At 44.5% G+C, this 18,935-nt stretch carries 15 protein-coding genes; 5 read left to right on the top strand and 10 right to left on the bottom strand.

Annotated elements, in window-relative coordinates:
• Nucleotides 1-10: 10 nt before the first annotated feature.
• Nucleotides 11-1,372, top strand: coding sequence for an acetyl-CoA carboxylase biotin carboxylase subunit (gene accC, locus JMY01_RS05410; protein ID WP_201574630.1), 1,362 nt, complete (start codon nucleotides 11-13; stop codon nucleotides 1,370-1,372).
• A 188-nt stretch (nucleotides 1,373-1,560) separates the two neighbouring features.
• Here accC and JMY01_RS05405 read toward each other — a convergent pair whose 3' ends face one another.
• Nucleotides 1,561-2,178, bottom strand: a complete 618-nt coding sequence (locus tag JMY01_RS05405) for a hypothetical protein (protein ID WP_201574629.1) — start codon at nucleotides 2,176-2,178, stop codon at nucleotides 1,561-1,563.
• A 364-nt stretch (nucleotides 2,179-2,542) separates the two neighbouring features.
• Nucleotides 2,543-4,327 carry a 2-isopropylmalate synthase gene (gene leuA, locus JMY01_RS05400; RefSeq protein WP_201574628.1) on the bottom strand — a complete coding sequence of 595 codons (1,785 nt, stop codon included), beginning with the start codon at nucleotides 4,325-4,327 and terminating at the stop codon, nucleotides 2,543-2,545.
• A gap of 204 nt (nucleotides 4,328-4,531) precedes the next feature.
• On the opposite strand from leuA, the gene JMY01_RS05395 reads away from it, so the two are divergent.
• Nucleotides 4,532-5,020: an Lrp/AsnC family transcriptional regulator gene (locus JMY01_RS05395; RefSeq protein WP_201574627.1), complete on the top strand. Its 489-nt coding sequence runs from the start codon at nucleotides 4,532-4,534 to the stop codon at nucleotides 5,018-5,020.
• Nucleotides 5,021-5,077: 57 nt separating this feature from the next.
• On the opposite strand, the gene JMY01_RS05390 is transcribed toward JMY01_RS05395, so the two are convergent.
• From JMY01_RS05390 to JMY01_RS05370, 5 genes are all read right to left on the bottom strand, one after another.
• The gene (locus JMY01_RS05390) at nucleotides 5,078-6,352 is read right to left on the bottom strand and encodes a YbfB/YjiJ family MFS transporter (protein WP_201574626.1); all 1,275 of its coding nucleotides are present in this window, start codon (nucleotides 6,350-6,352) and stop codon (nucleotides 5,078-5,080) included.
• Between the two features lie 90 nt (nucleotides 6,353-6,442).
• On the bottom strand, nucleotides 6,443-7,795 hold the full coding sequence (locus tag JMY01_RS05385; protein WP_201574625.1) for an AarF/ABC1/UbiB kinase family protein: 1,353 nt from the start codon (nucleotides 7,793-7,795) through the stop codon (nucleotides 6,443-6,445).
• A gap of 49 nt (nucleotides 7,796-7,844) precedes the next feature.
• Entirely contained in the window at nucleotides 7,845-8,678 is an 834-nt protein-coding gene (locus JMY01_RS05380) for a HesA/MoeB/ThiF family protein (RefSeq protein WP_201574624.1), read from the bottom strand.
• Nucleotides 8,679-8,699: 21 nt separating this feature from the next.
• Nucleotides 8,700-9,599, bottom strand: coding sequence for a peptide chain release factor N(5)-glutamine methyltransferase (prmC, locus tag JMY01_RS05375; RefSeq protein ID WP_201574623.1), 900 nt, complete (start codon nucleotides 9,597-9,599; stop codon nucleotides 8,700-8,702).
• Between the two features lie 74 nt (nucleotides 9,600-9,673).
• A complete protein-coding gene (locus JMY01_RS05370; RefSeq protein ID WP_201574622.1) occupies nucleotides 9,674-11,590 on the bottom strand; it encodes an MFS transporter in 1,917 nt (638 codons plus the stop codon).
• 463 nt (nucleotides 11,591-12,053) lie between these two features.
• On the opposite strand from JMY01_RS05370, the gene JMY01_RS05365 reads away from it, so the two are divergent.
• From JMY01_RS05365 to JMY01_RS05355, 3 genes are all read left to right on the top strand, one after another.
• On the top strand, nucleotides 12,054-12,983 hold the full coding sequence (locus JMY01_RS05365) for a LysR substrate-binding domain-containing protein (RefSeq protein ID WP_201574621.1): 930 nt from the start codon (nucleotides 12,054-12,056) through the stop codon (nucleotides 12,981-12,983).
• Nucleotides 12,984-13,327: 344 nt separating this feature from the next.
• Nucleotides 13,328-14,347 carry an LLM class flavin-dependent oxidoreductase gene (locus JMY01_RS05360; protein WP_201574620.1) on the top strand — a complete coding sequence of 340 codons (1,020 nt, stop codon included), beginning with the start codon at nucleotides 13,328-13,330 and terminating at the stop codon, nucleotides 14,345-14,347.
• A 30-nt stretch (nucleotides 14,348-14,377) separates the two neighbouring features.
• Nucleotides 14,378-14,533, top strand: coding sequence for a hypothetical protein (locus JMY01_RS05355; RefSeq protein WP_201574619.1), 156 nt, complete (start codon nucleotides 14,378-14,380; stop codon nucleotides 14,531-14,533).
• A 136-nt stretch (nucleotides 14,534-14,669) separates the two neighbouring features.
• Here the strand turns inward: JMY01_RS05355 and JMY01_RS05350 are convergent, their stop codons facing one another.
• The 3 genes from JMY01_RS05350 to mnmG all read right to left on the bottom strand — a co-directional run bounded on the left by JMY01_RS05350 (nucleotide 14,670) and on the right by mnmG (nucleotide 18,865).
• Entirely contained in the window at nucleotides 14,670-15,689 is a 1,020-nt protein-coding gene (locus JMY01_RS05350; protein ID WP_201574618.1) for an ornithine cyclodeaminase family protein, read from the bottom strand.
• Nucleotides 15,690-15,849: 160 nt separating this feature from the next.
• Nucleotides 15,850-16,809 (bottom strand): AEC family transporter, encoded by a 960-nt coding sequence (locus JMY01_RS05345; RefSeq protein WP_201574617.1) that lies wholly within the window; start codon nucleotides 16,807-16,809, stop codon nucleotides 15,850-15,852.
• 160 nt (nucleotides 16,810-16,969) lie between these two features.
• Complete coding sequence (mnmG, locus tag JMY01_RS05340; protein ID WP_201574616.1) at nucleotides 16,970-18,865, bottom strand: tRNA uridine-5-carboxymethylaminomethyl(34) synthesis enzyme MnmG; 1,896 nt, start codon at nucleotides 18,863-18,865, stop codon at nucleotides 16,970-16,972.
• Nucleotides 18,866-18,935 lie beyond the last annotated feature (70 nt).

Genomic DNA, 18,935 nt, shown 5'->3' with positions numbered 1-18,935 from the left:
GGATGACCCCATGATAAAAAAACTGCTCATCGCCAACCGAGGTGAGATTGCCTTACGTATCGTACGTGCGTGTAAAGCGCTAGGTATTGAGACTGTCGGTGTCTATTCCACCGCAGACGCCAACCTCATGCATCTACGCTTCGTTGATGAAGCGATCTGTATCGGCAACCCAAGTGCCAGCGAAAGCTATTTGAATATCAATACCATCTTAACGGCAGCTGAAATCTCTGGTGCTGACGCTATTCATCCTGGTTATGGTTTTTTGGCTGAAAATGCTGAATTTGCTGAACGCATCGAAGAAGCCGGCTTAACCTTCGTGGGACCCACTGCTGATCATATCCGTCTAATGGGCAACAAAGTCTCTGCCATTAATGCCATGAAAAAAGCAGGCGTACCAACTGTGCCTGGATCCGTTGGCGCTGTAACTCTGCACAATGCTGAAGAGCAAGCCCGTAATATCGGCTTTCCGCTTATCATCAAAGCAGCCTCTGGTGGCGGTGGTCGTGGTATGCGCGTCGTAGAACGCTTTGACGAGCTTATCGGTCAGGTACAAGCAGCTAGGCAAGAAGCTGAGCTGTGGTTTGGTGACGATACCGTCTATATGGAGCGCTACTTACAAAACCCGCGCCATGTCGAGATTCAAGTATTGGGTGACGGGAATGGTAATGCCATTCATCTATACGATCGTGACTGCTCCCTGCAGCGTCGCCATCAAAAAGTACTAGAAGAAGCCCCTGCTCCTGATATCCCTGATGATGTTCGTGAGCCGATATTGCAAGCGTGTGTGAAAGCTTGTGAGTTGGTTCAGTATCGCGGCGCTGGGACGTTTGAGTTCTTATTTGAAAACAATGAATTCTTCTTTATTGAAATGAACACACGGGTACAAGTCGAGCACACCATCACTGAGATGATCACTGGCATTGATGTGGTCGTTGAGCAGCTCAAGATTGCAGCAGGCTACGGTCTCTCTTATCGTCAAAGTGAAATTGAAGTTCAAGGCCATGCCATTGAGTGTCGTATCAATGCTGAAGATCCAGTGACTTTTGTGCCGTCACCTGGTACGGTCACCCAACTGTTCACGCCTAGTGGTGCGGGAATACGTTTTGACTCGCATCTGTATCCTGGTTATGAGATACCGTCTTATTATGACTCGTTAATAGGCAAGCTTATTTGTCACGGGCAGACACGCCAGCAAGCAATATCAAAGACACTGCATGCCCTTGATGAGCTCATTATTGAAGGTATTAAGACCAATATACCTATGCATCGTGATGTCATTTTAGCGGATGAAGGTTTTGTTAATGAAGCGCAAAACATTCACTATCTAGAAGAAGAGCTGCTCAAGTCTCAAGAGACCAAAACAGCAAAATAGCTAAAACCTTATCCTAGGACATACGCTAATACTTCTCATAACTGAAAAAACCGCTCTCTTAAAGAAAGCGGTTTTTTTGTGTTTGATTGACAACGCAAAGCAAATATACAAACATAATAGCGATGTTCACTATCTACTATATTTAGTAGTTTTATTTGCTAGATTTATTTACTAATTTCATTCATTAGCTATGGCAATACTCTATGGAAATTCATATAGCATTCTGTGCCATCAGGATCAGCACACCACTGCATTGTATTGCCTTCATGGTTTAAAAAGGCAATCACTGCTTCGCCCGTTTGATCCACCTGATTGCCTGAGCAGTCGACTTCATTATTATCATAAAGGGTCTTGATGGCGATAATGGGTAAGCCCTCTTCACGGTGGGTCACCAAATAACGTCCATACGTCCATTCTTTGCCGCTAACCGACCACATTTCATTATCTGCACCAAAGTTGTATAATTCGCGGCATTGATTGGTCTTGGTTGTTGTCTTTACAGTGTCTATGGCGGTAGGCTTAATATTCAAAATGCGTTGTTCATTTTGAGTCAGTACCCCACCTTCTGCACCTGCAGTTATCTTAGGCTCATTGGTTTCGATATTTTGAGTAAGTTCCTGCGCTGCTTGTCTGGCTGCAGCCTCTTTAGTCATGGTCACTTCGCTGTCTAAATCTATCTCCCATTGTCCAGCGATGGCAGGGCTAATATGCGTCTTGATGACCGATTGACTGACTGGCTCGCCATTGGCAGGTAATGATGCCAAAATAGATGCTAAGGTGAATGACGCAAATGAGATAGGTTCCATAATTAACCTTGTATTTTTATTTATAATAATAAGCAATACCATTTTCAAAAATTAGAATAACGCGGAAAACTTGCGCAAGTACTACATCTAGTAAGCTTAGCAAGTTTGACAAAGCTAATCGCACTTTTTGGGTTTGGTATAATGTGCACACATTAGTGTAAGTCTTAGACACCGAACACACAAGTAACATTATGCTATTAGTGCTTGGCTTAAAACAGACATTTATATGTCTAAGAAGCCTTAAAGCATCATAGTCAAGCAATTTTAAAAGTACTCCGACTATACTCCCCCTGCAAACGCAAAATAACGCTATGCATCATAAAGAAACATAGCGTTATCGACACTCAGACTAATCCAATTTGGCTTATGCTGCTACTGTCGTTGGCGCTTGAGCAAAAGCAGACAGTGCACCTTTGAGCATTGCAGATACCGTGCTGCTGCAAGTACCGATGCCAGAATACACCTCACCATCGACATTCAACTGGATATAAGCCGCCGCATTGGCATTGGTCTTATTATCATTGTTGTTGCCATCATCGATACCATCGCCGCTATTGTGCTGCGGGTTGATGGCATGTTCAGCATAGTTAATGACATGTATCGACTTACCAGTATACTGTGCAAGCCCATCGATAAATGAAGATAAGGGACCGTTACCTGTGCCATCAAGAGTAATGGCATCGCCATTCATCTGCACTTGACCATTAAAGAACACTTCACCGCCTTTGTTATTGACACTATAATCAAGAAGCTCAAAGCTACCTTGCTTCAAGTAAGTGTCTTCAAAGGTCTGCAAAATCTCATCATTTTGTAACTCTCGTGCAGCCACTTCAGCTTGTTGCTGAATGACACCACTAAAGTCAATTTGCATCCAGCGTGGTAAGTTGAAGCCGTAATTACGTTGTAAGATATACGCTACACCCCCTTTACCAGACTGACTATTGATACGTACCACATCTTGGTAACTGCGACCAATGTGCGCAGGATCAATCGGTAGGTAAGCCACGTCCCAGACGTTGTTTGTTTCGTCTTGATGTTTCTCATTATAATCGAGAGACTTTTTAATCGCATCTTGATGCGAGCCACTAAAGGCGGTAAATACCAATTCGCCAACATACGGATGGCGCGGATGTAATGGCAAGTTATTACACTCGCTAACCACCTGTACAATCTCACTCATGTTGCTAAAATCAAGCTCAGGATCGATACCTTGGCTGAACATATTCATCGCCATGACCATGATATCCATATTACCCGTACGCTCACCATTACCCAGCAAAGTGCCTTCGATACGATCCGCGCCAGCAAGCACACCAAGCTCAGCGGCAGCCACAGCACAGCCACGGTCGTTATGAGTATGTAGGCTGATAGTGACATGTTCACGCTGTGCTAAGTGACGGCAAAAGTATTCTACCTGATCAGCAAAGACATTAGGCATAGAGGCTTCAACAGTGGCTGGTAAGTTAATAATAACCCCCTGCCCTTGCTGTGGCTGCCACACTTCACAGACAGCATCACAAACTTCTACTGCATACTCAGTCTCTGTTTGACTAAAGCTCTCTGGTGAATACTGAAATACCCACTCTGTTTCTGGATACTTGGCGGCATACTGCTGCAACAGCTTGGCACCAGTGATAGCAATCTGTTTGATTTCAGCTTTATCTTTACCATACACCTTTTCGCGCTGTATCTTACAGGTAGAGTTATAGACGTGCACAATGGCACGTTTGGCACCTTTTAACGACTCAAACGTACGCGCAATGAGATGCTCACGCGCCTGTACCAATACCTGTAATGTAACATCTTCAGGGACATGGTTTTCTTCGATAAGCTGGCGGGCAAAGTCGAATTCAACTTGCGCAGCAGAGGGGAATCCAATCTCTATCTCCTTAAAACCAACACCAACTAGCGTCTTAAAGAAGCGCATTTTTTGCTCAATGGTCATAGGATCAATGAGCGCCTGATTACCATCTCGCAGATCTACGCTTGCCCATATTGGTGCTTTTTCTAGCGTTTTGCTTGGCCAAGTGCGATCTGGCAGCGACGGTGCAAAAGCAAATGGACGATATTTGCGATAATCAAAAGCGGCATGCTTTGGGGTAATTTTTGCAGGGCGTTTGGCCGCATTTTGTGTGGTATTGTCAGACATAATCAATCCTCTTCGATGATGTGATAGGCTAGGATGTATTTACGAAATATACTTCATCTTATGAGATGATAATTTGTATTATAATAATAGCAAAGTTTATGCGCTAGAAAGCAGCTTTATCAATCAAATTAATGACTAGTTTTAGTGATTAACACTAATATTCAATATATAATTGATATAAACCACTAATAATTAATAAACTTTATGACTGACAGAGATTTGACTACCCAAAGCGCTCATGTAGTTGATGATATCGATAGACGCCTTTTGCGTCTATTACGGACTGAAGCACGCATGAGTATTACTGAGCTGGCCGAGCACGTTAATCTGTCAGCGACTCCCTGTGCACGCCGTATCAAACGTCTAGAAGATGCAGGTATTATCACAGGTTACCATACCCAGACTGATGCAGAAAAACTTGGCTATCCTCTGGCAGTGTTCATCGCTGTCAGTATGGATCGGCATACTGCTGAGCGCTTTGAGATGTTTGAACAAAAGGTTCAAAGCTTCGATGAAGTCATTAGCTGTAGCATCGTCACAGGCCGCTCTGAAGATTATCTCATTAAGGTACGGGTACGTGATATGGCCCACTATGAAGAGTTTTTATTACATAGGCTAAATCGTATTGAGGGAGTCGCACAAGTGCATACCAGCTTTGAGCTACGAGAGATATTTAGCCGTAGTATTGTTTAACAGATGACAACTTCCCTATTTTGCATATCTCAGCCCTTCTTATGAGAGCTCATGTTATCAAAGCTGATGATTTCGTTGCTGACGAAACCATATGATCAGTCCAAGCCCAATCAGTAACCCGATAGCAGCAACTAACAGTCCTGCATTAAAGTTGTCGTCCTGCCCTGCCAGCGCCACCGTCACTAATGGCCCGATAAACTGCCCAAGCGCATAAGCCAGTGTCGCAAGCCCTATCAATAAGTTTGAGTAAGCAGGATTGATGTTTTTGATGATGGTCAAGGTCATTGAGACCATGCCGACAAAGGTTAACCCCAAGATGACCGCATTTGCATATAAGCCAAGCGCACCTTCGAACCATAAAGGCAAAAACATACCAAATGCCTGCAATAAGGTCAAACCCATCAAGGTTTTTATCTCGCCTATGCGTTTGGCAAGTGCGCCCCATAGAGGGTTGGATAGCATCGCAAAAATACCGACTAGCAACCAGATCAGCAATCCAGCATAATTCTGTGTCGTCAGCCTTTGTGCAGCCATCACTGGCAAAAAGGTGGCTGAGGTAATATAACCGAACCCTGCTAGCACATAGCTTGCTGACAAGAGCAGAATGGCTTTGTTATGACCAACGATTGCTTCATACAGCGCGCGTTTAAAATTAGTATAAGCTTGAAGTATAGATAGTTGCGCAGAACTATGCTTTGAATATTCCTGTCCGACTTCGCCAGATGTATCTGTGACTATGCTTACAGGCCGTAAACCATATAGCAGCCACAGTAACGGCAAACTACTGACGCCCGCCACCAACCAAATGATATCAAAATGGTAGCCAAGCACTAATAACCACCAAGTCAGTACTGCCGAGAGACTGATACCAACACCGATCCCCGCATAATGCAACGCTGAAAGCACAGAGCGGCGCTCGTTACTAAAGCTTTGTATCACCAGTGACGAGCTCAAAATCATCGCGACACCGCTAGCGATACCTGATAGCAGGCGAATGACATACCATAGATTTAATGACATCTCTGGCACGACGAGTAGCATGGTAGTGATCACACTGACAATCGTCCAAAACATCAGCATTTGCCACGTTAATCGCTGCGGCACAAACATAGCAATGAGCGCCCCAATAAAATAACCAATATAATTAATCGACGCCATCCAACCAGCGATGGCAGTCGATAACGATAGTTGAGTCATAATATCGGGTAAGGTGGCAGTAAATAAAAAGCGCCCATAGCCCATTACCACCGCTAGACAGTAGAGTCCTATCCAAGCGATGGCGGCTTCGTTAGTAATAATAGGGAATAGGCGGCTTTTGGGAGCAGTCGTCATGACAGAGCCAATTTGTGGCAATTAGCACACAATCCTTTGTGTTAGAAAATCTATAAGCAATATTCAAAAGCCGCCATAAATTATTAAAGGCTACGAAACGTTAAGCGGTGGCGTTGCAGATTGCTCTATATCTGGCTGTCCTAATATCTGTACCCGCTGATCACTAAACATATCCATATCAGGGGCGAGCGTGCGCATAAAACGATCGAAATATAATAACTGCTTGGTCAATAAGGCAAAATCACGTGGGAAATGAATACCATGTCGCTTGCCGACATCAACGATCTCTAACATCATCTTATTCAGCTCGTCTGCCTGCTCTTTTGAATTAAAAGGCACGCCGCTGGTAAATGCCATGTCTTCTGCCATGATAGACTTCATCATACGCTGTAAGTCAATTGCTAGTGCAGCTTCGTCTACTTCATGGCGGCCATGTGTCATTTCCATATCTATCATGTGTTTTGCCATTGCTTGATAGTCATTGTCTTGCAAAGCTTGCATCATACCCATGCACGCACGCCAGCTCTCGGCTTTTAGCTTACCCACGATACCAAAGTCTAGAAACCCAATGCGACCATCGGTCAATAGCATTAAGTTACCAGCGTGCAAGTCAGCGTGGAAGCTGTTACACATTATTAGGCTTGCAAACCAAGTGTTCAACGTATCTGCCATTACTTGTGCAGGATCAGCACAATATTGTCGCATCGCTGACTCATCGATCATAGAGACGCCATACAACCGGCTCATGGTCAGTACGCGCTTAGTGGTCAACTCATCGTAAACCTGCGGCGCAACCACTCGAGTATTACCCGATACCAGCAAGAACTGCTGAAAATCACGAATGTTTTGCGCTTCAGCAACAAAGTCCGTCTCAGCCAACATACGCAAACGAATCTCATCGATAATTGGTGCAATGCTGGCAAACTTCATCGAAGGCATCAGCAGCTCGATCAGTTTGGTGACGCCATGCAACACACCCAAATCTGTCTGCATGATGGTCTCGACTTCAGGCTTTTGTACTTTTAATACCACCTCATCGCCATTATGCAAACGCGCCGCATGTACCTGTGCAATAGAAGCTGACGCCAAAGGCTGCTGATCAATGTGAGCAAACTTGTCGTCTAGCGTTTGCCCATCAACCGCCAGCTCAGCTTTCAGTACCTGTTCTATATAGTCATACGATAGCGGTGTTGTTTGATCCAAACAGTCTTGAAAAGCTTCTACATATTCACGTGGAAACAACGATGGCGTACTGGCGATAAACTGCCCGATTTTGATATAAGTCGTGCCCAACTGCTCAAAAGTTTCTTTTAACAATCTGGCATCAGGCTTTTCGCCTTTTGCGACTCGCAGCGCAGACAAGCCTGCAACACTCGCCGTTTGGCGCACACGGTTCACCACATTAAAAGTATGCTTTAATAAATGAGGACGATGAATTTTCATAAACGACAACTATAATTAGTAAAAAGAATAGAGATAAACAAAAAAACAGCTAAACGGCGCATACAGGGCAATTCTTATCTTGCCGATAACCCATGAGTCGCTGCTGCATTCGACTACCATCCCACAAAAGCAGCTTGGTTGTCAGTGGATTTTTAGTTAGCCCTAAATATTGCAACGCAGCATTGGCCTGCAAGTTACCCATAATACCAGTCGTACTGGCCAGCACCCCTGAGTTGGCACAAGTGCGTTCATCAGCCTCAGTATTAATATCAGTATCAGGCCCATTATTAGCACTAGGATCACCGAATACACAGTGGTAACAGCCAGTATGCAACTGCGGCTCGAACAAGGCCAGTTGCCCCTGCATTCCGATCGCTGAAGCTGTCAAAAGCGGGATTTGGAAACGCACACTAATGCGATTGATAATGTCACGAGTAGCAAAGTTATCGGTACAATCCAATAACAGACTCGGCTTGCCTGTCGCCATATCAAGCAGCTCATAAGCGTTGTCTGCACTCAGCCGTGCAACCGTACCGCGCGCTGTGATTAATGGGTTGATTCTCTCTAGCATCTCGGCAGCAGTCAGCGCCTTGGACTGTCCAATATCTTCAGGTAAAAATAGCGTTTGACGCTGTAAGTTGCTTGCCTCAATCTCATCGTCATCAATCAAATGAACCTGTCCAAGCCCTGCACGCACTAAGGTCTCAGAGGCAGGACAGCCAAGGCCGCCCGCCCCTATCATGACGACACGCGATGATTTTAGCCGTAGCTGAGCATCAATATCCCAGCCCTCAAGCAACACTTGGCGAGCATAGCGTAGTAGTTCAGCGTCTGTTAGTGTCTGATGGTCAATTGAAGCATCAGTGTCTATTAACTGCGTCATATTTATCACCAAATTTAGAAATTAAAGCTGCCCAAGGGTCACTCTATCATTACCCCCAAAGTCTTGCACAGTGTCAACGGACTCAAAGCCATTAGCCAAAAACAGCTGACGAACGGCTGCCCCTTGATCAAAACCATGCTCTATTGCTAAAAGCCCGCCAGCACGCAAGTACTTCGGCGCATATACAACAATATGCTCTATGTCTGCCAAGCCTTGATTGGGCGCACTTAACGCACTGATGGGTTCGGCTTGCAGGCACGCTAAATGCCCATCGGCCTCATCAATATAAGGCGGGTTCGAGACAATCACATCGAATAACGCTTCAGCATGAGTAGGCAAATTTAGATACCAACTGCTCTGCACAAACTCAATATTGGCAACATTATTCATGGTGGCATTGTGCTGAGCAACCTTCAGTGCTTCTAGCGATAAATCAACTGCCACCACCTGCCATCTCTCTGATGTGCTGCCAATGCTGCTATTATTCAACTCATGCGCCACGCTAATGGCGATACAGCCTGAACCAGTACCCAGATCCAGTAAGCGCTTTGGTTTATCATCATCTGTGCTCTTTGGCTGTACTTTTATCCAATTTAATACTTGCTCGACCAATACCTCAGTGTCTGGTCTAGGTATTAAAGTATGTGCGTTCACTTTAAAATCAAGCGACCAAAACGCTTGCTGTCCCGTTAGATAGGCGAGCGGCGTGCCAGCCTGCATCTGCTGCACACCAGCATTGAACTGCTCAAGCTCACGATCCGTTAGCTGATAATCGTCATCTGTAATTAAAAATATCGCAGGCTTATCGATAACATACAACAGCCAGTCACTTAACCAAAATGACGGTAACGTGCTTCCTGAAGCCTCATTTGTCAGTTGCTGGATCTGCTGTTTTATTTGACCGACGGTAGACGCTGCCATAGATAACTCGTAAAAATACTGGATAATGGTTTAAGTAACAACTGTAAATAACAGCGCGGCTGATATAGTTTTAGCTACTCTGTTGCCCGTGGTGGCTCTTTGGTATCGGTCAAACTAGGGTTTACCTTTGTTAATGACGGCTTACCATCACTATTGCTATCATCGTCACCCTCATCATCGCCATAAATATCGTCGTTATCGCCAATGACGATGTGTCTATCGACCAGATAAATAAGCAGTAATACCGGAATACCAATAGCGAAAGTGAATAAGAAAAAGAAAGGATAACCCATATTATCAACGATACCGCCAGAGTATCCACCTAACACCTTGGGTGCCAGTGTCATCAATGACGAAAATATTGAATACTGTACCGCTGTAAACCTAATAGAAGTCAAAGCTGATAAAAAGGCAATAAATACCGCACTAGCAAAACCTGCCGCCAAATTGTCTAAAATAACCGCCAGATACATGTGCGGTAAGCTACCTGGATTATAAGTCAATAATACAAATAATAAATTGGTCACACAGGCTAATAATGCGCCCAGCATCATAGCATGCATCAGCCGCATCTTTTGCGCCAATACCCCGCCCAAAAACCCGCCAGCAAGCGCCATTAATACGCCTACCAACTTGACCGCATTGGCAATCTCAACTTTGGTAAAGCTCATATCTTGGTAAAAAACGTTGGAGATTACCCCCGCCACGATATCAGAGACTCGGTACAAACCAATAAGTAGCAATAATAATAATGCCTTTTTGCCATAGCGTTTGAAGAAGTCAGCAATAGGATCTATCCACATGGTTTTGGCGACTTCTTTTTTGGCCAGTCCCACATGAGTCAATCCATATCCTACCGCTACGGCTACCACTAAGCTGCCTAGCAAACGTACGGTTTCAGCCACAAAGCTCAATAATACGCTTTCACTATCGTCAAAAAAGCTACCAATAATAATAAAAGCGGCGATAAAGCTGATGACCGTAAAAGCAAACAGCAAGACGATTCTGACGTAATCCTCACTGGTCTCAACCACCAAAGAGACTTTATTGATAATCTTAGGCTGGTTTATAATAAAGAATAAAAGTAGCAGCGGCGCACAAGCAACCAAAGCTAGGAAGTAGAAATTAACGGCTGGCATGATAGCGAGTGGTATGACATTGATAGTCGTATCTAAAAAATTATTATAGATAATCTCAATCAAACTCAACACACCATAAATCGAGCCAGGAATCACCAATAACCCAGCATAAATAAAAAATAATTTAAGATTGAGTTTTTGCTTTTTAACTTGCAAAATCTCAGCAATAGGCTCATAGCCTGCAAAGGTAGTCAGGATACCAATCGACATCACTGCGGCCATAATATAATAGGTATTACGCCAAGCCTCATAGCTATAAAAGGCTTCGGTAGAACCAAAATAGTCTGCTAAATATAACGCCCCTGCCCCCGCAACAATCATACCTATGCGGTAGCCTGCCACATACATAGCCGCTAAAGTCGGCTGCAAGGTCGGCGGTGCAATCTCAATTCGATAAGCATCGATGACGATATCCTGCGTCGCTGAGGAGAAGCCTAACAGAACTGCTGATGCCGCCATGAACCACAGCACACTTTCACTGACTGGATTGAAGCTTGCCATCAATAAGATAGCAATGACTATGAGTAGCTGTGAAGTGACAATCCACGCACGTCGTCGTCCCAGCCATTTGGTCAAAAAAGGTACCGGAAGAGCGTCAATCAAAGGGGCCCAGATAAACTTAAAAGAATAACCAAGCGCCGCCCAGCTAAACATAGTCACCACACTACGCTCAATGCCTGCTTCTCGCAGCCACAGTGATAAGCTTGAGAAAATCAGCAAAATGGGAATGCCCGCTGAAAACCCCAAAAACAGCATAATAACAGCACGCGGCTCGAGATAGGCTTTTATCGCCTCGCCCCATGATTTTTTGGGAACAGCAGAATTAGGTGGCACAGATTTGACAGCAGACATAACAACTCACCAACACTTGAGACAAAGAAAACAACTGCGCATAGTCTTTATCGATTATTCGATTTGTATTATTTTGCTTTAGACAAATTTGCTTTAGACAAAATCGATAAAAACTGCTCAACGTTGTACAAATACGACCATGACAACAAAATTCAATTATGTTACTTGAGAACGCCTACCTTGACTAGATGTTTTTGTATTAACTGATGCATACAGACTCTCACAACTGCTTATGTTTCATTCTAGTAACGTGCTGTGTCAATACCCTGCTTTATTGTGAAAGAAATGGCCTCTTTGTCTCATCTTAACTATTATATATTCCTATTGTTCATAAGCTGATAGCTATTTGCTATATACAAGAATAATAGACTTGATTTACACTGGTCGCTTATTAGTCGGTATTTATACGTTTTATTTTTTATATACAGACGCGATCTGTATATTTATACAATAGGGTTAAGTTATGGCAATCGATATGGTCGTCAATCAGCGGCATCTACAGATTCAGCTCAAACAGTTGGAGACGGTGTGGCATACGGTAATTAATGGCTATAACTTAAGTCAAGCAGCGACGGTATTACATACCAGTCAGTCAAGCTTGTCAAAACACATCGCGGCACTTGAGAACCAACTCAAAACTGAAGTATTCGTGCGTCAAGGCAAACGCCTGACAGGCCTTACCACCATGGGCACAGCGCTGATGCCGCATATTGAGACTATTTTCGCTGAGATCCGAACGATTGAGAACCTCAGCCTTGATTTCAATGACCCTAATATCGGCACATTAACCATTGCTACCACTCATACGCAGGCACGTTATGTCTTGCCACAAGTGGTTAAAGAGTTCAAAGAGCGCTTTCCCAAAGTAAATTTAATCTTGCAGCAGGCTGACCCCGAAACCATCGCCCAGATGGTCATCCGCGGTCAAGCCGATATTGGCGTGGCAACCGAATCCCTACTTCATAACAACTACCTAAGATGCTACCGTTATTATGACTGGACGCATCGCGTCATTGTGCCGAGCGACCACGAACTTGCTGGAAAAGAATCCATTGACTTACCCACATTGGCAAGCTATCCAATCGTGACTTATCATGGAGGCTTCACAGGACGCGGTGCCATTGACAAAACTTTTGAAGCGGCAGGATTAGAGCCTGATATTGTATTAGCCGCGCTTGATGCTGATGTCATTAGCACCTATGTTGGTCTTGGCTTAGGTATTGGTATCATTGCTGAGATGGCTTTTGAGCCAAGTCACTATCAAAACCTAACGGCGATTCCAGTCGACCATTTTGGGCGCTTTACCAGTTGGATGGCGGTACGTGATGATGCAGAAATTCGCCAATATGGTCGTGCTTTTATGGAGCTCTGTCAAAAGCAGTTTAGTGAGTAGCTTTTTAAATAGTAGCTTGTTAAATAGTAACTACTCTACGCATAGCTAATGAGCACTTTTATCTATAAAAATTCAACGGCATCGTTATCAGCAGATAGCGGTGCCGCTTGCTTTTTATACTATTATTTCTCCTAAAAACTGTATTTCACTCCTGTACAACCATCACATTATTAAGATTTGTTATTACCTCATACTCTGACCTTGATATTCACTATAACTGCCCCATCATACTAATTATTGAACAATCAGTAGGCAGTCACGTCAAACTAGTGCTTTCTATAACTATAATTGAATACAAATATAATAATGTCGTTGAGACACGGCATCATAACAATAGGTGAGTCATGAGTAATACAATCCCTTTGTCATTTTTAGACCTAGCGCCCGTTCCTGAGGGTAACACCATCGCTGAAGGTATCGCCCAGACTGTTGAGACCGCACAACAAGCAGAGGCAGCCGGCTTCAACCGTTATTGGATGGCAGAGCACCACAATATGCCCGGTATCGCTAGTGCAGCGACCTCGGTGCTACTATCGCATATTGGTAGTCAAACCAAGCGCATCCGTATTGGTGCAGGCGGTGTGATGTTACCTAACCATGCTCCGCTGGTCATCGCTGAGCAATTTGGTACCTTGCAAGCACTCTATGGCGACCGTATTGATTTGGGCTTGGGCCGCGCCCCTGGTACAGATGGAGCGACGTTTCAGGCGCTACGTCGGCAAATGAAAGATGCTGAGCGCTTTCCGCAAGATGTACAAGAACTGATGTATTTTTTGGGCAATGATACTGATAATAGTCCTGTACAGGCATTCCCAGGCGCCAAATCAAACATTCCCATTTGGATATTAGGCTCATCATTATTTGGAGCGACCCTAGCTGCACATTTAGGACTCCCTTATGTGTTCGCTTCTCACTTTGCACCACAAATGCTGACTCAAGCTATCGCCGCTTATCGAGAGCAGTTTAAGCCTTCAAAGTATTTAGATAAGCCTTACGTGATGCTAGCTGCGAATTTATTACTTGCTGATGATGATGAAACTGCACAGTATCACTTTACCTCAGCGCAGCAGAGTTTTGTACGCTTACGCCGTGGTGAAACAGGTCAAATGCCAAAACCGACTCATGATATGGATAGCATCTGGAGCCCAACAGAAAAAATGATGGTCGACAATGCGCTATCGGTATCTTTTATTGGCTCTGTAGAAACCGTGCAGCCCAAACTTGCTGAGTTCTTGGCAAAATATCAGCCAGACGAGCTGATTGTCACTGCCAACGTCTATGATCAGGCAGCACGTTTGCGTTCACTTGAACTTACACCCGAGCTAAATTTGTTTACTTTACAATCGGCAGCAGCGCTTGCATAATTATTATTGAACTCCAATGAGATAATAGTCATGGAAAACTCTACCACTTTTATCGGTTCAGCAATATTTTTATACATCGTCGCATTTATTGCAGTGATGGCAGTTGGTGGGTATCTGACGTATCGTACTAGCCCAAAACGCAAGAAGCGCCGAGAAGATAAGCGTAACAAAGACAACTTGAATTAGGGTCTGTTGAACATACTCTAAACTCAAACAAATTAATGTCAAAGCCCCCTTCTCTTATTCGAAAAGGGGGCTTTTTTGACTGTATTTACCTAGGACTAACTATATTACAGTATTAAAGTTATTCGTGTTATTAGAGCTACCAATCAACTGATGTTCCAAGGCTCTTTTGCGCCGCTTGCTGCGCGACATATAACGCCACTGCCGCATCAAATCTAGCAGCACCAACGGACTTAAACAGAGTGATACCATCACTAGATTTTTTAATTTTCTGTGTCACTAGTGCTTGCAGATCACCGCTAATATCATCCCAAGTCCATGAGCAGTCAGAATTATCGTGGGCTTGAATCAGATCCCCCGCTTCATGACGACCACCAGCCAAGTCATCTATTACCACGATACTACTGCTTTCAATGACATCATCGCTGATCTCTTTCATCGATGGCTGATAGGCGCCTACAGCATTAATATGGGCATCAGACTTTACTTTATCGACACTAAACAAGCCTTCGTTAGCGCGAGTTGCTACATTAATCACATCCGCATCACAGATAGCATCATCAATTGCTTCACAAACTTTGATGTCTACATTCCATTGACTATAGTTTTGAGCAAAGCGTTCTTTGAACGTCTCAGCACCTGCATGACTTCTATTCCATAAGTAGACAGTTTTTATCTCAGGGCGTACCGTCAGTACCGCATGCAACTGCTCATAGGCCATACCACCGCACCCAACAACTGCCACACTCTCACACTCAGACTTTGCCATATATTTAGTCGCGATACCCGATAGTGCTGCTGTCCGTACTTGAGTGGTATAGATACCATCCATAATGGCCAATATCTCACCCGTATCGTTTTTTGATACCGTAATAATCGCCGTAGTCGTTGGCAGATCGCGACTCGGGTTGTCTGGACAAATAGTAACCAGTTTGACTGCGGTATACTCTTGCTCACCATCGTAGATGGTTGCCGGCATCGATAAATGTGACCCTTGGCTATTGTTATCATCCTCGCTAAAGGTATCAATAACTAAGCGATCAGGCGACTTAATCCAATTAGGGTTTTTCTCTTGAAGACGTAAAAGCCCTTCAATCGCATCGATAGCAGCTTGCATATTTAGGTGTTCGGCGACTACCGCTTGGTTTAGTAACTGCACTTTGAGTACTCCTTGCTTGTTAGAATTATTACGTTGTAATCGAATTTAGAAATTAGTTTTAGAGACAAATTATCGTTTAATACTTAATTCTTAATATTTGATAGCTAACTACTCTATCACTCCTTTATCAAACGTATAACACATTCACTGTCATTTTATATTATATCAGCCCTAAAGCACGTAACAATGCCGCCCCAATTGCCATTCCAAACATCCCAACCACAGTGGTGAAGGCTAAAATATTGGCCGCCAATACATCATTGCCACCCATTGCTTTTGCCATGACGTAACTGGCAGCCGCCGTCGGTGACGCTACCATCAAAAACAGCACGCCCAGATGGACACCTGATAAACCAAAAGCCAATCCAACTGCGACAGCTATTAATGGCGCGATAATAATGCGGCCAATACTGGCTTGCATGGACAGTCCAGAAAGATGCAGCATGGCTTTTAAATCAATGCTGGCACCTGCACAGATCAGCGCCAGCGGCAACGCCACCGCTGCGAGCAGACCTCCTGTGGTATGAATTACACCAGCAAGTGGCGGCAATGGCAATGCCTTGTATGCAAACGCAGCCAGTAATGCCAGAATAAGCGGGTTGGTGAATAATTTTTTGGTAATCATAGTGCTGCGGCTGATCCAAGTGTCTTCAGCACTCTTAGAGACGCGGCTGAGGGTAATGACTGCTAGGATATTAAACAGTATCGTCACCACACCCATATACACTGCGCCAATACTTAGGCCGTGCTCTCCATAGGCGTTGGCGACAGTCGCCAATCCAATAATGGCCATATTACTGCGAAAGACACCTTGGACAAACACCCCTTGGTCAGCAGGTAGTTTGACAAAGCGATTGGCATACCACTCAGCCCCTATAAACAAAATAAAGGTCACGACAGTACCAGCAGCGATCAAAATCACTTGCTTACTATAATCAACATCGCTATCGACGACACTAAAAAACAGTAGTGCTGGTAGACAGTAATTAAAGACAAAGTAAGATGCTTGATCGATAAAGGTTTGACTGACTTCACCACGCCGCTGCATAAAAAAACCCAACCCCATCAAGAAGAGGTTGGGCAAAACAATCGTGATAGCAAAAACAATGGCGTCGATCATAAACAGGCTCAAAATAATAAAATGCCCACAATAATAGGGGCATTTTTATTGGCAATATAATGGGGTTAGATAAAATGAGTAGTGAGCACTTATACTAGCATTTATATAACAACTCCAGTCAAACACTCTCTATTTATCTCATCCTATTATAAAGTCAAAGCTATGAATTTAACGCGGCCTTGGCTTTTTTGTTCTTTTTTACTGTCATCGCCAATAACTGTATAGCAGCAGGCGTGACACCGCTGACACGGCTTGCTTGCGCCAAAGTCGCAGGTCGTACGTGATTGAGCTTTTGCACGATTTCATTGGATAGACCTGACACTATATTGTAATCAAAGTCCATCGGCAGCGCCGTATTCTCTAAACGCTTCATCTGCTCGATATCTTCTTGTTGACGATCGATATAGCCTGCATATTTGACCGAGATTTCTATCTGTTCACCGACTTGTGCGTCGACTTGCGAGTCCGTAATCGCTTTGATATCAGCAAAATGTATTTGCGGACGTTTCAGTAAGTCATAAGCAGTTGCTTCTTTGCTGAGCACCTCACCCGTTTGTGCAGTGACTTGCTTGCCTAACGCATTGGCAGGCGTGGCCCACATGTCTTTTAGACGCGCAGATTCGGTGGCGATGGCTTCCATTTTTTGTTGATAGGCTTGCCAGCGTGCGTCTCCGACCAAGCCAAGCTTACGCCCTGTCTCAGTCAGACGCTGATCGGCATTGTCTTCACGCAGCAGTAAGCGATACTCTGCACGGCTGGTAAACATGCGATACGGCTCATTGGTACCATGAGTGATGAGGTCATCAACGAGTACGCCAAGGTAGGCCTCGTCGCGGCGCGGTGTCCAAGTCTCATACTCACTATTATCACAGGTCACGAGTGCCGCATTGGTACCAGCAAGCAGTCCTTGCACGCCTGCTTCTTCATAGCCAGTCGTACCATTGATTTGGCCCGCGAAATACAAGCGGTCAATAGACTTGGTTTCGAGTGTGGGCTTTAGATTCTGCGGATCAAAGTAATCATATTCAATGGCGTAACCTGGACGAGTAATGTGCGCATTTTCAAGTCCTTTCATACTATGGATAAAGTCTAATTGCACATCAAACGGCAAACTGGTTGAGATACCATTTGGATACAACTCATGCGTGTTCAGGCCTTCTGGCTCGATAAAGATCTGATGACTGTCTTTATCAGCAAAGCGATGAATCTTATCTTCAATAGAAGGGCAATAACGCGGACCGACGCCTTCGATTTTGCCAGAGAACATCGGTGAGCGGTCTAGGTTTGCACGGATAATGTCATGAGTACGCGCGTTGGTATGCGTGATATAACAGTTAACTTGCTCTGGATGCATAGATACGTCACCCATATAGCTCATGACTGGCAATGGCGTATCACCAGGCTGCGCCGTCATCACACTAAAGTCAACACTACGGGCATCGATGCGGGCTGGCGTGCCTGTCTTTAGACGACCCACTGGCAACTTAAGCTCACGTAAGCGATCGGCAAGCTTGATAGAAGGTTGATCCCCTGCTCGTCCACCTTTTGAGTTCTCAAGGCCAATATGAATGACCCCGCCTAAGAAGGTTCCTGAGGTTAATACAACGGTTTGCGTATTGAATATAATACCTGTCGATGTCACTACTGCCGTTGCACGGCCGTTTTCAACCAAAATATCATCAGCACCTTGCTGAAATAAATCAAGATTGGGCTGATTCTCAAGCGTTTGACGAATAGCGGCTTTATATAAAATACGATCCGCTTGCGCACGCGTGGCACGGACTGCGGCACCTTTACGGCTGTTCAGTACGCGAAACTGTATCCCTGCTTTATCAGTTGCCAAGGCCATCGCCCCACCCAAGGCATCGATCTCACGTACTAAGTGTGATTTACCAATCCCACCAATCGCAGGATTGCAGCTCATCTGACCGAGCGTCTCTATATTATGTGTCAATAGCAAGGTCTGTGCGCCCATACGTGCAGCAGCCAAAGCAGCTTCCGTACCAGCATGACCGCCGCCGATCACTACCACGTCGTAATTTTTGGGATATTGCATGCATGCCTCACTTGAGTGATGATACCTTGATGACTGTAAGCAAGTGACTGATATAGTAACCGCTTACAAT

The sequence above is a fragment of the Psychrobacter sp. H8-1 genome (genome assembly GCF_904846575.1).
Classification (GTDB): domain Bacteria; phylum Pseudomonadota; class Gammaproteobacteria; order Pseudomonadales; family Moraxellaceae; genus Psychrobacter; species Psychrobacter fulvigenes.
This window is presented reverse-complemented; position numbering and strand designations above follow the sequence as displayed.

Excerpts from the sequence above, each read along its gene's own strand:
- JMY01_RS05360 (WP_201574620.1), top strand. The coding sequence starts at position 13,328 with ATGAGTAATACAATCCCTTTGTCATTTTTAGACCTAGCGCCCGTTCCT.
- accC (WP_201574630.1), top strand. The coding sequence starts at position 11 with ATGATAAAAAAACTGCTCATCGCCAACCGAGGTGAGATTGCCTTACGT.
- mnmG (WP_201574616.1), bottom strand. The coding sequence starts at position 18,865 with ATGCAATATCCCAAAAATTACGACGTGGTAGTGATCGGCGGCGGTCAT.
- prmC (WP_201574623.1), bottom strand. The coding sequence starts at position 9,599 with ATGGCAGCGTCTACCGTCGGTCAAATAAAACAGCAGATCCAGCAACTG.
- JMY01_RS05365 (WP_201574621.1), top strand. The coding sequence starts at position 12,054 with ATGGCAATCGATATGGTCGTCAATCAGCGGCATCTACAGATTCAGCTC.
- JMY01_RS05355 (WP_201574619.1), top strand. The coding sequence starts at position 14,378 with ATGGAAAACTCTACCACTTTTATCGGTTCAGCAATATTTTTATACATC.
- leuA (WP_201574628.1), bottom strand. The coding sequence starts at position 4,327 with ATGTCTGACAATACCACACAAAATGCGGCCAAACGCCCTGCAAAAATT.
- JMY01_RS05380 (WP_201574624.1), bottom strand. The coding sequence starts at position 8,678 with ATGACGCAGTTAATAGACACTGATGCTTCAATTGACCATCAGACACTA.
- JMY01_RS05345 (WP_201574617.1), bottom strand. The coding sequence starts at position 16,809 with ATGATCGACGCCATTGTTTTTGCTATCACGATTGTTTTGCCCAACCTC.
- JMY01_RS05405 (WP_201574629.1), bottom strand. The coding sequence starts at position 2,178 with ATGGAACCTATCTCATTTGCGTCATTCACCTTAGCATCTATTTTGGCA.
- JMY01_RS05390 (WP_201574626.1), bottom strand. The coding sequence starts at position 6,352 with ATGACGACTGCTCCCAAAAGCCGCCTATTCCCTATTATTACTAACGAA.
- JMY01_RS05395 (WP_201574627.1), top strand. The coding sequence starts at position 4,532 with ATGACTGACAGAGATTTGACTACCCAAAGCGCTCATGTAGTTGATGAT.
- JMY01_RS05385 (WP_201574625.1), bottom strand. The coding sequence starts at position 7,795 with ATGAAAATTCATCGTCCTCATTTATTAAAGCATACTTTTAATGTGGTG.
- JMY01_RS05370 (WP_201574622.1), bottom strand. The coding sequence starts at position 11,590 with ATGTCTGCTGTCAAATCTGTGCCACCTAATTCTGCTGTTCCCAAAAAA.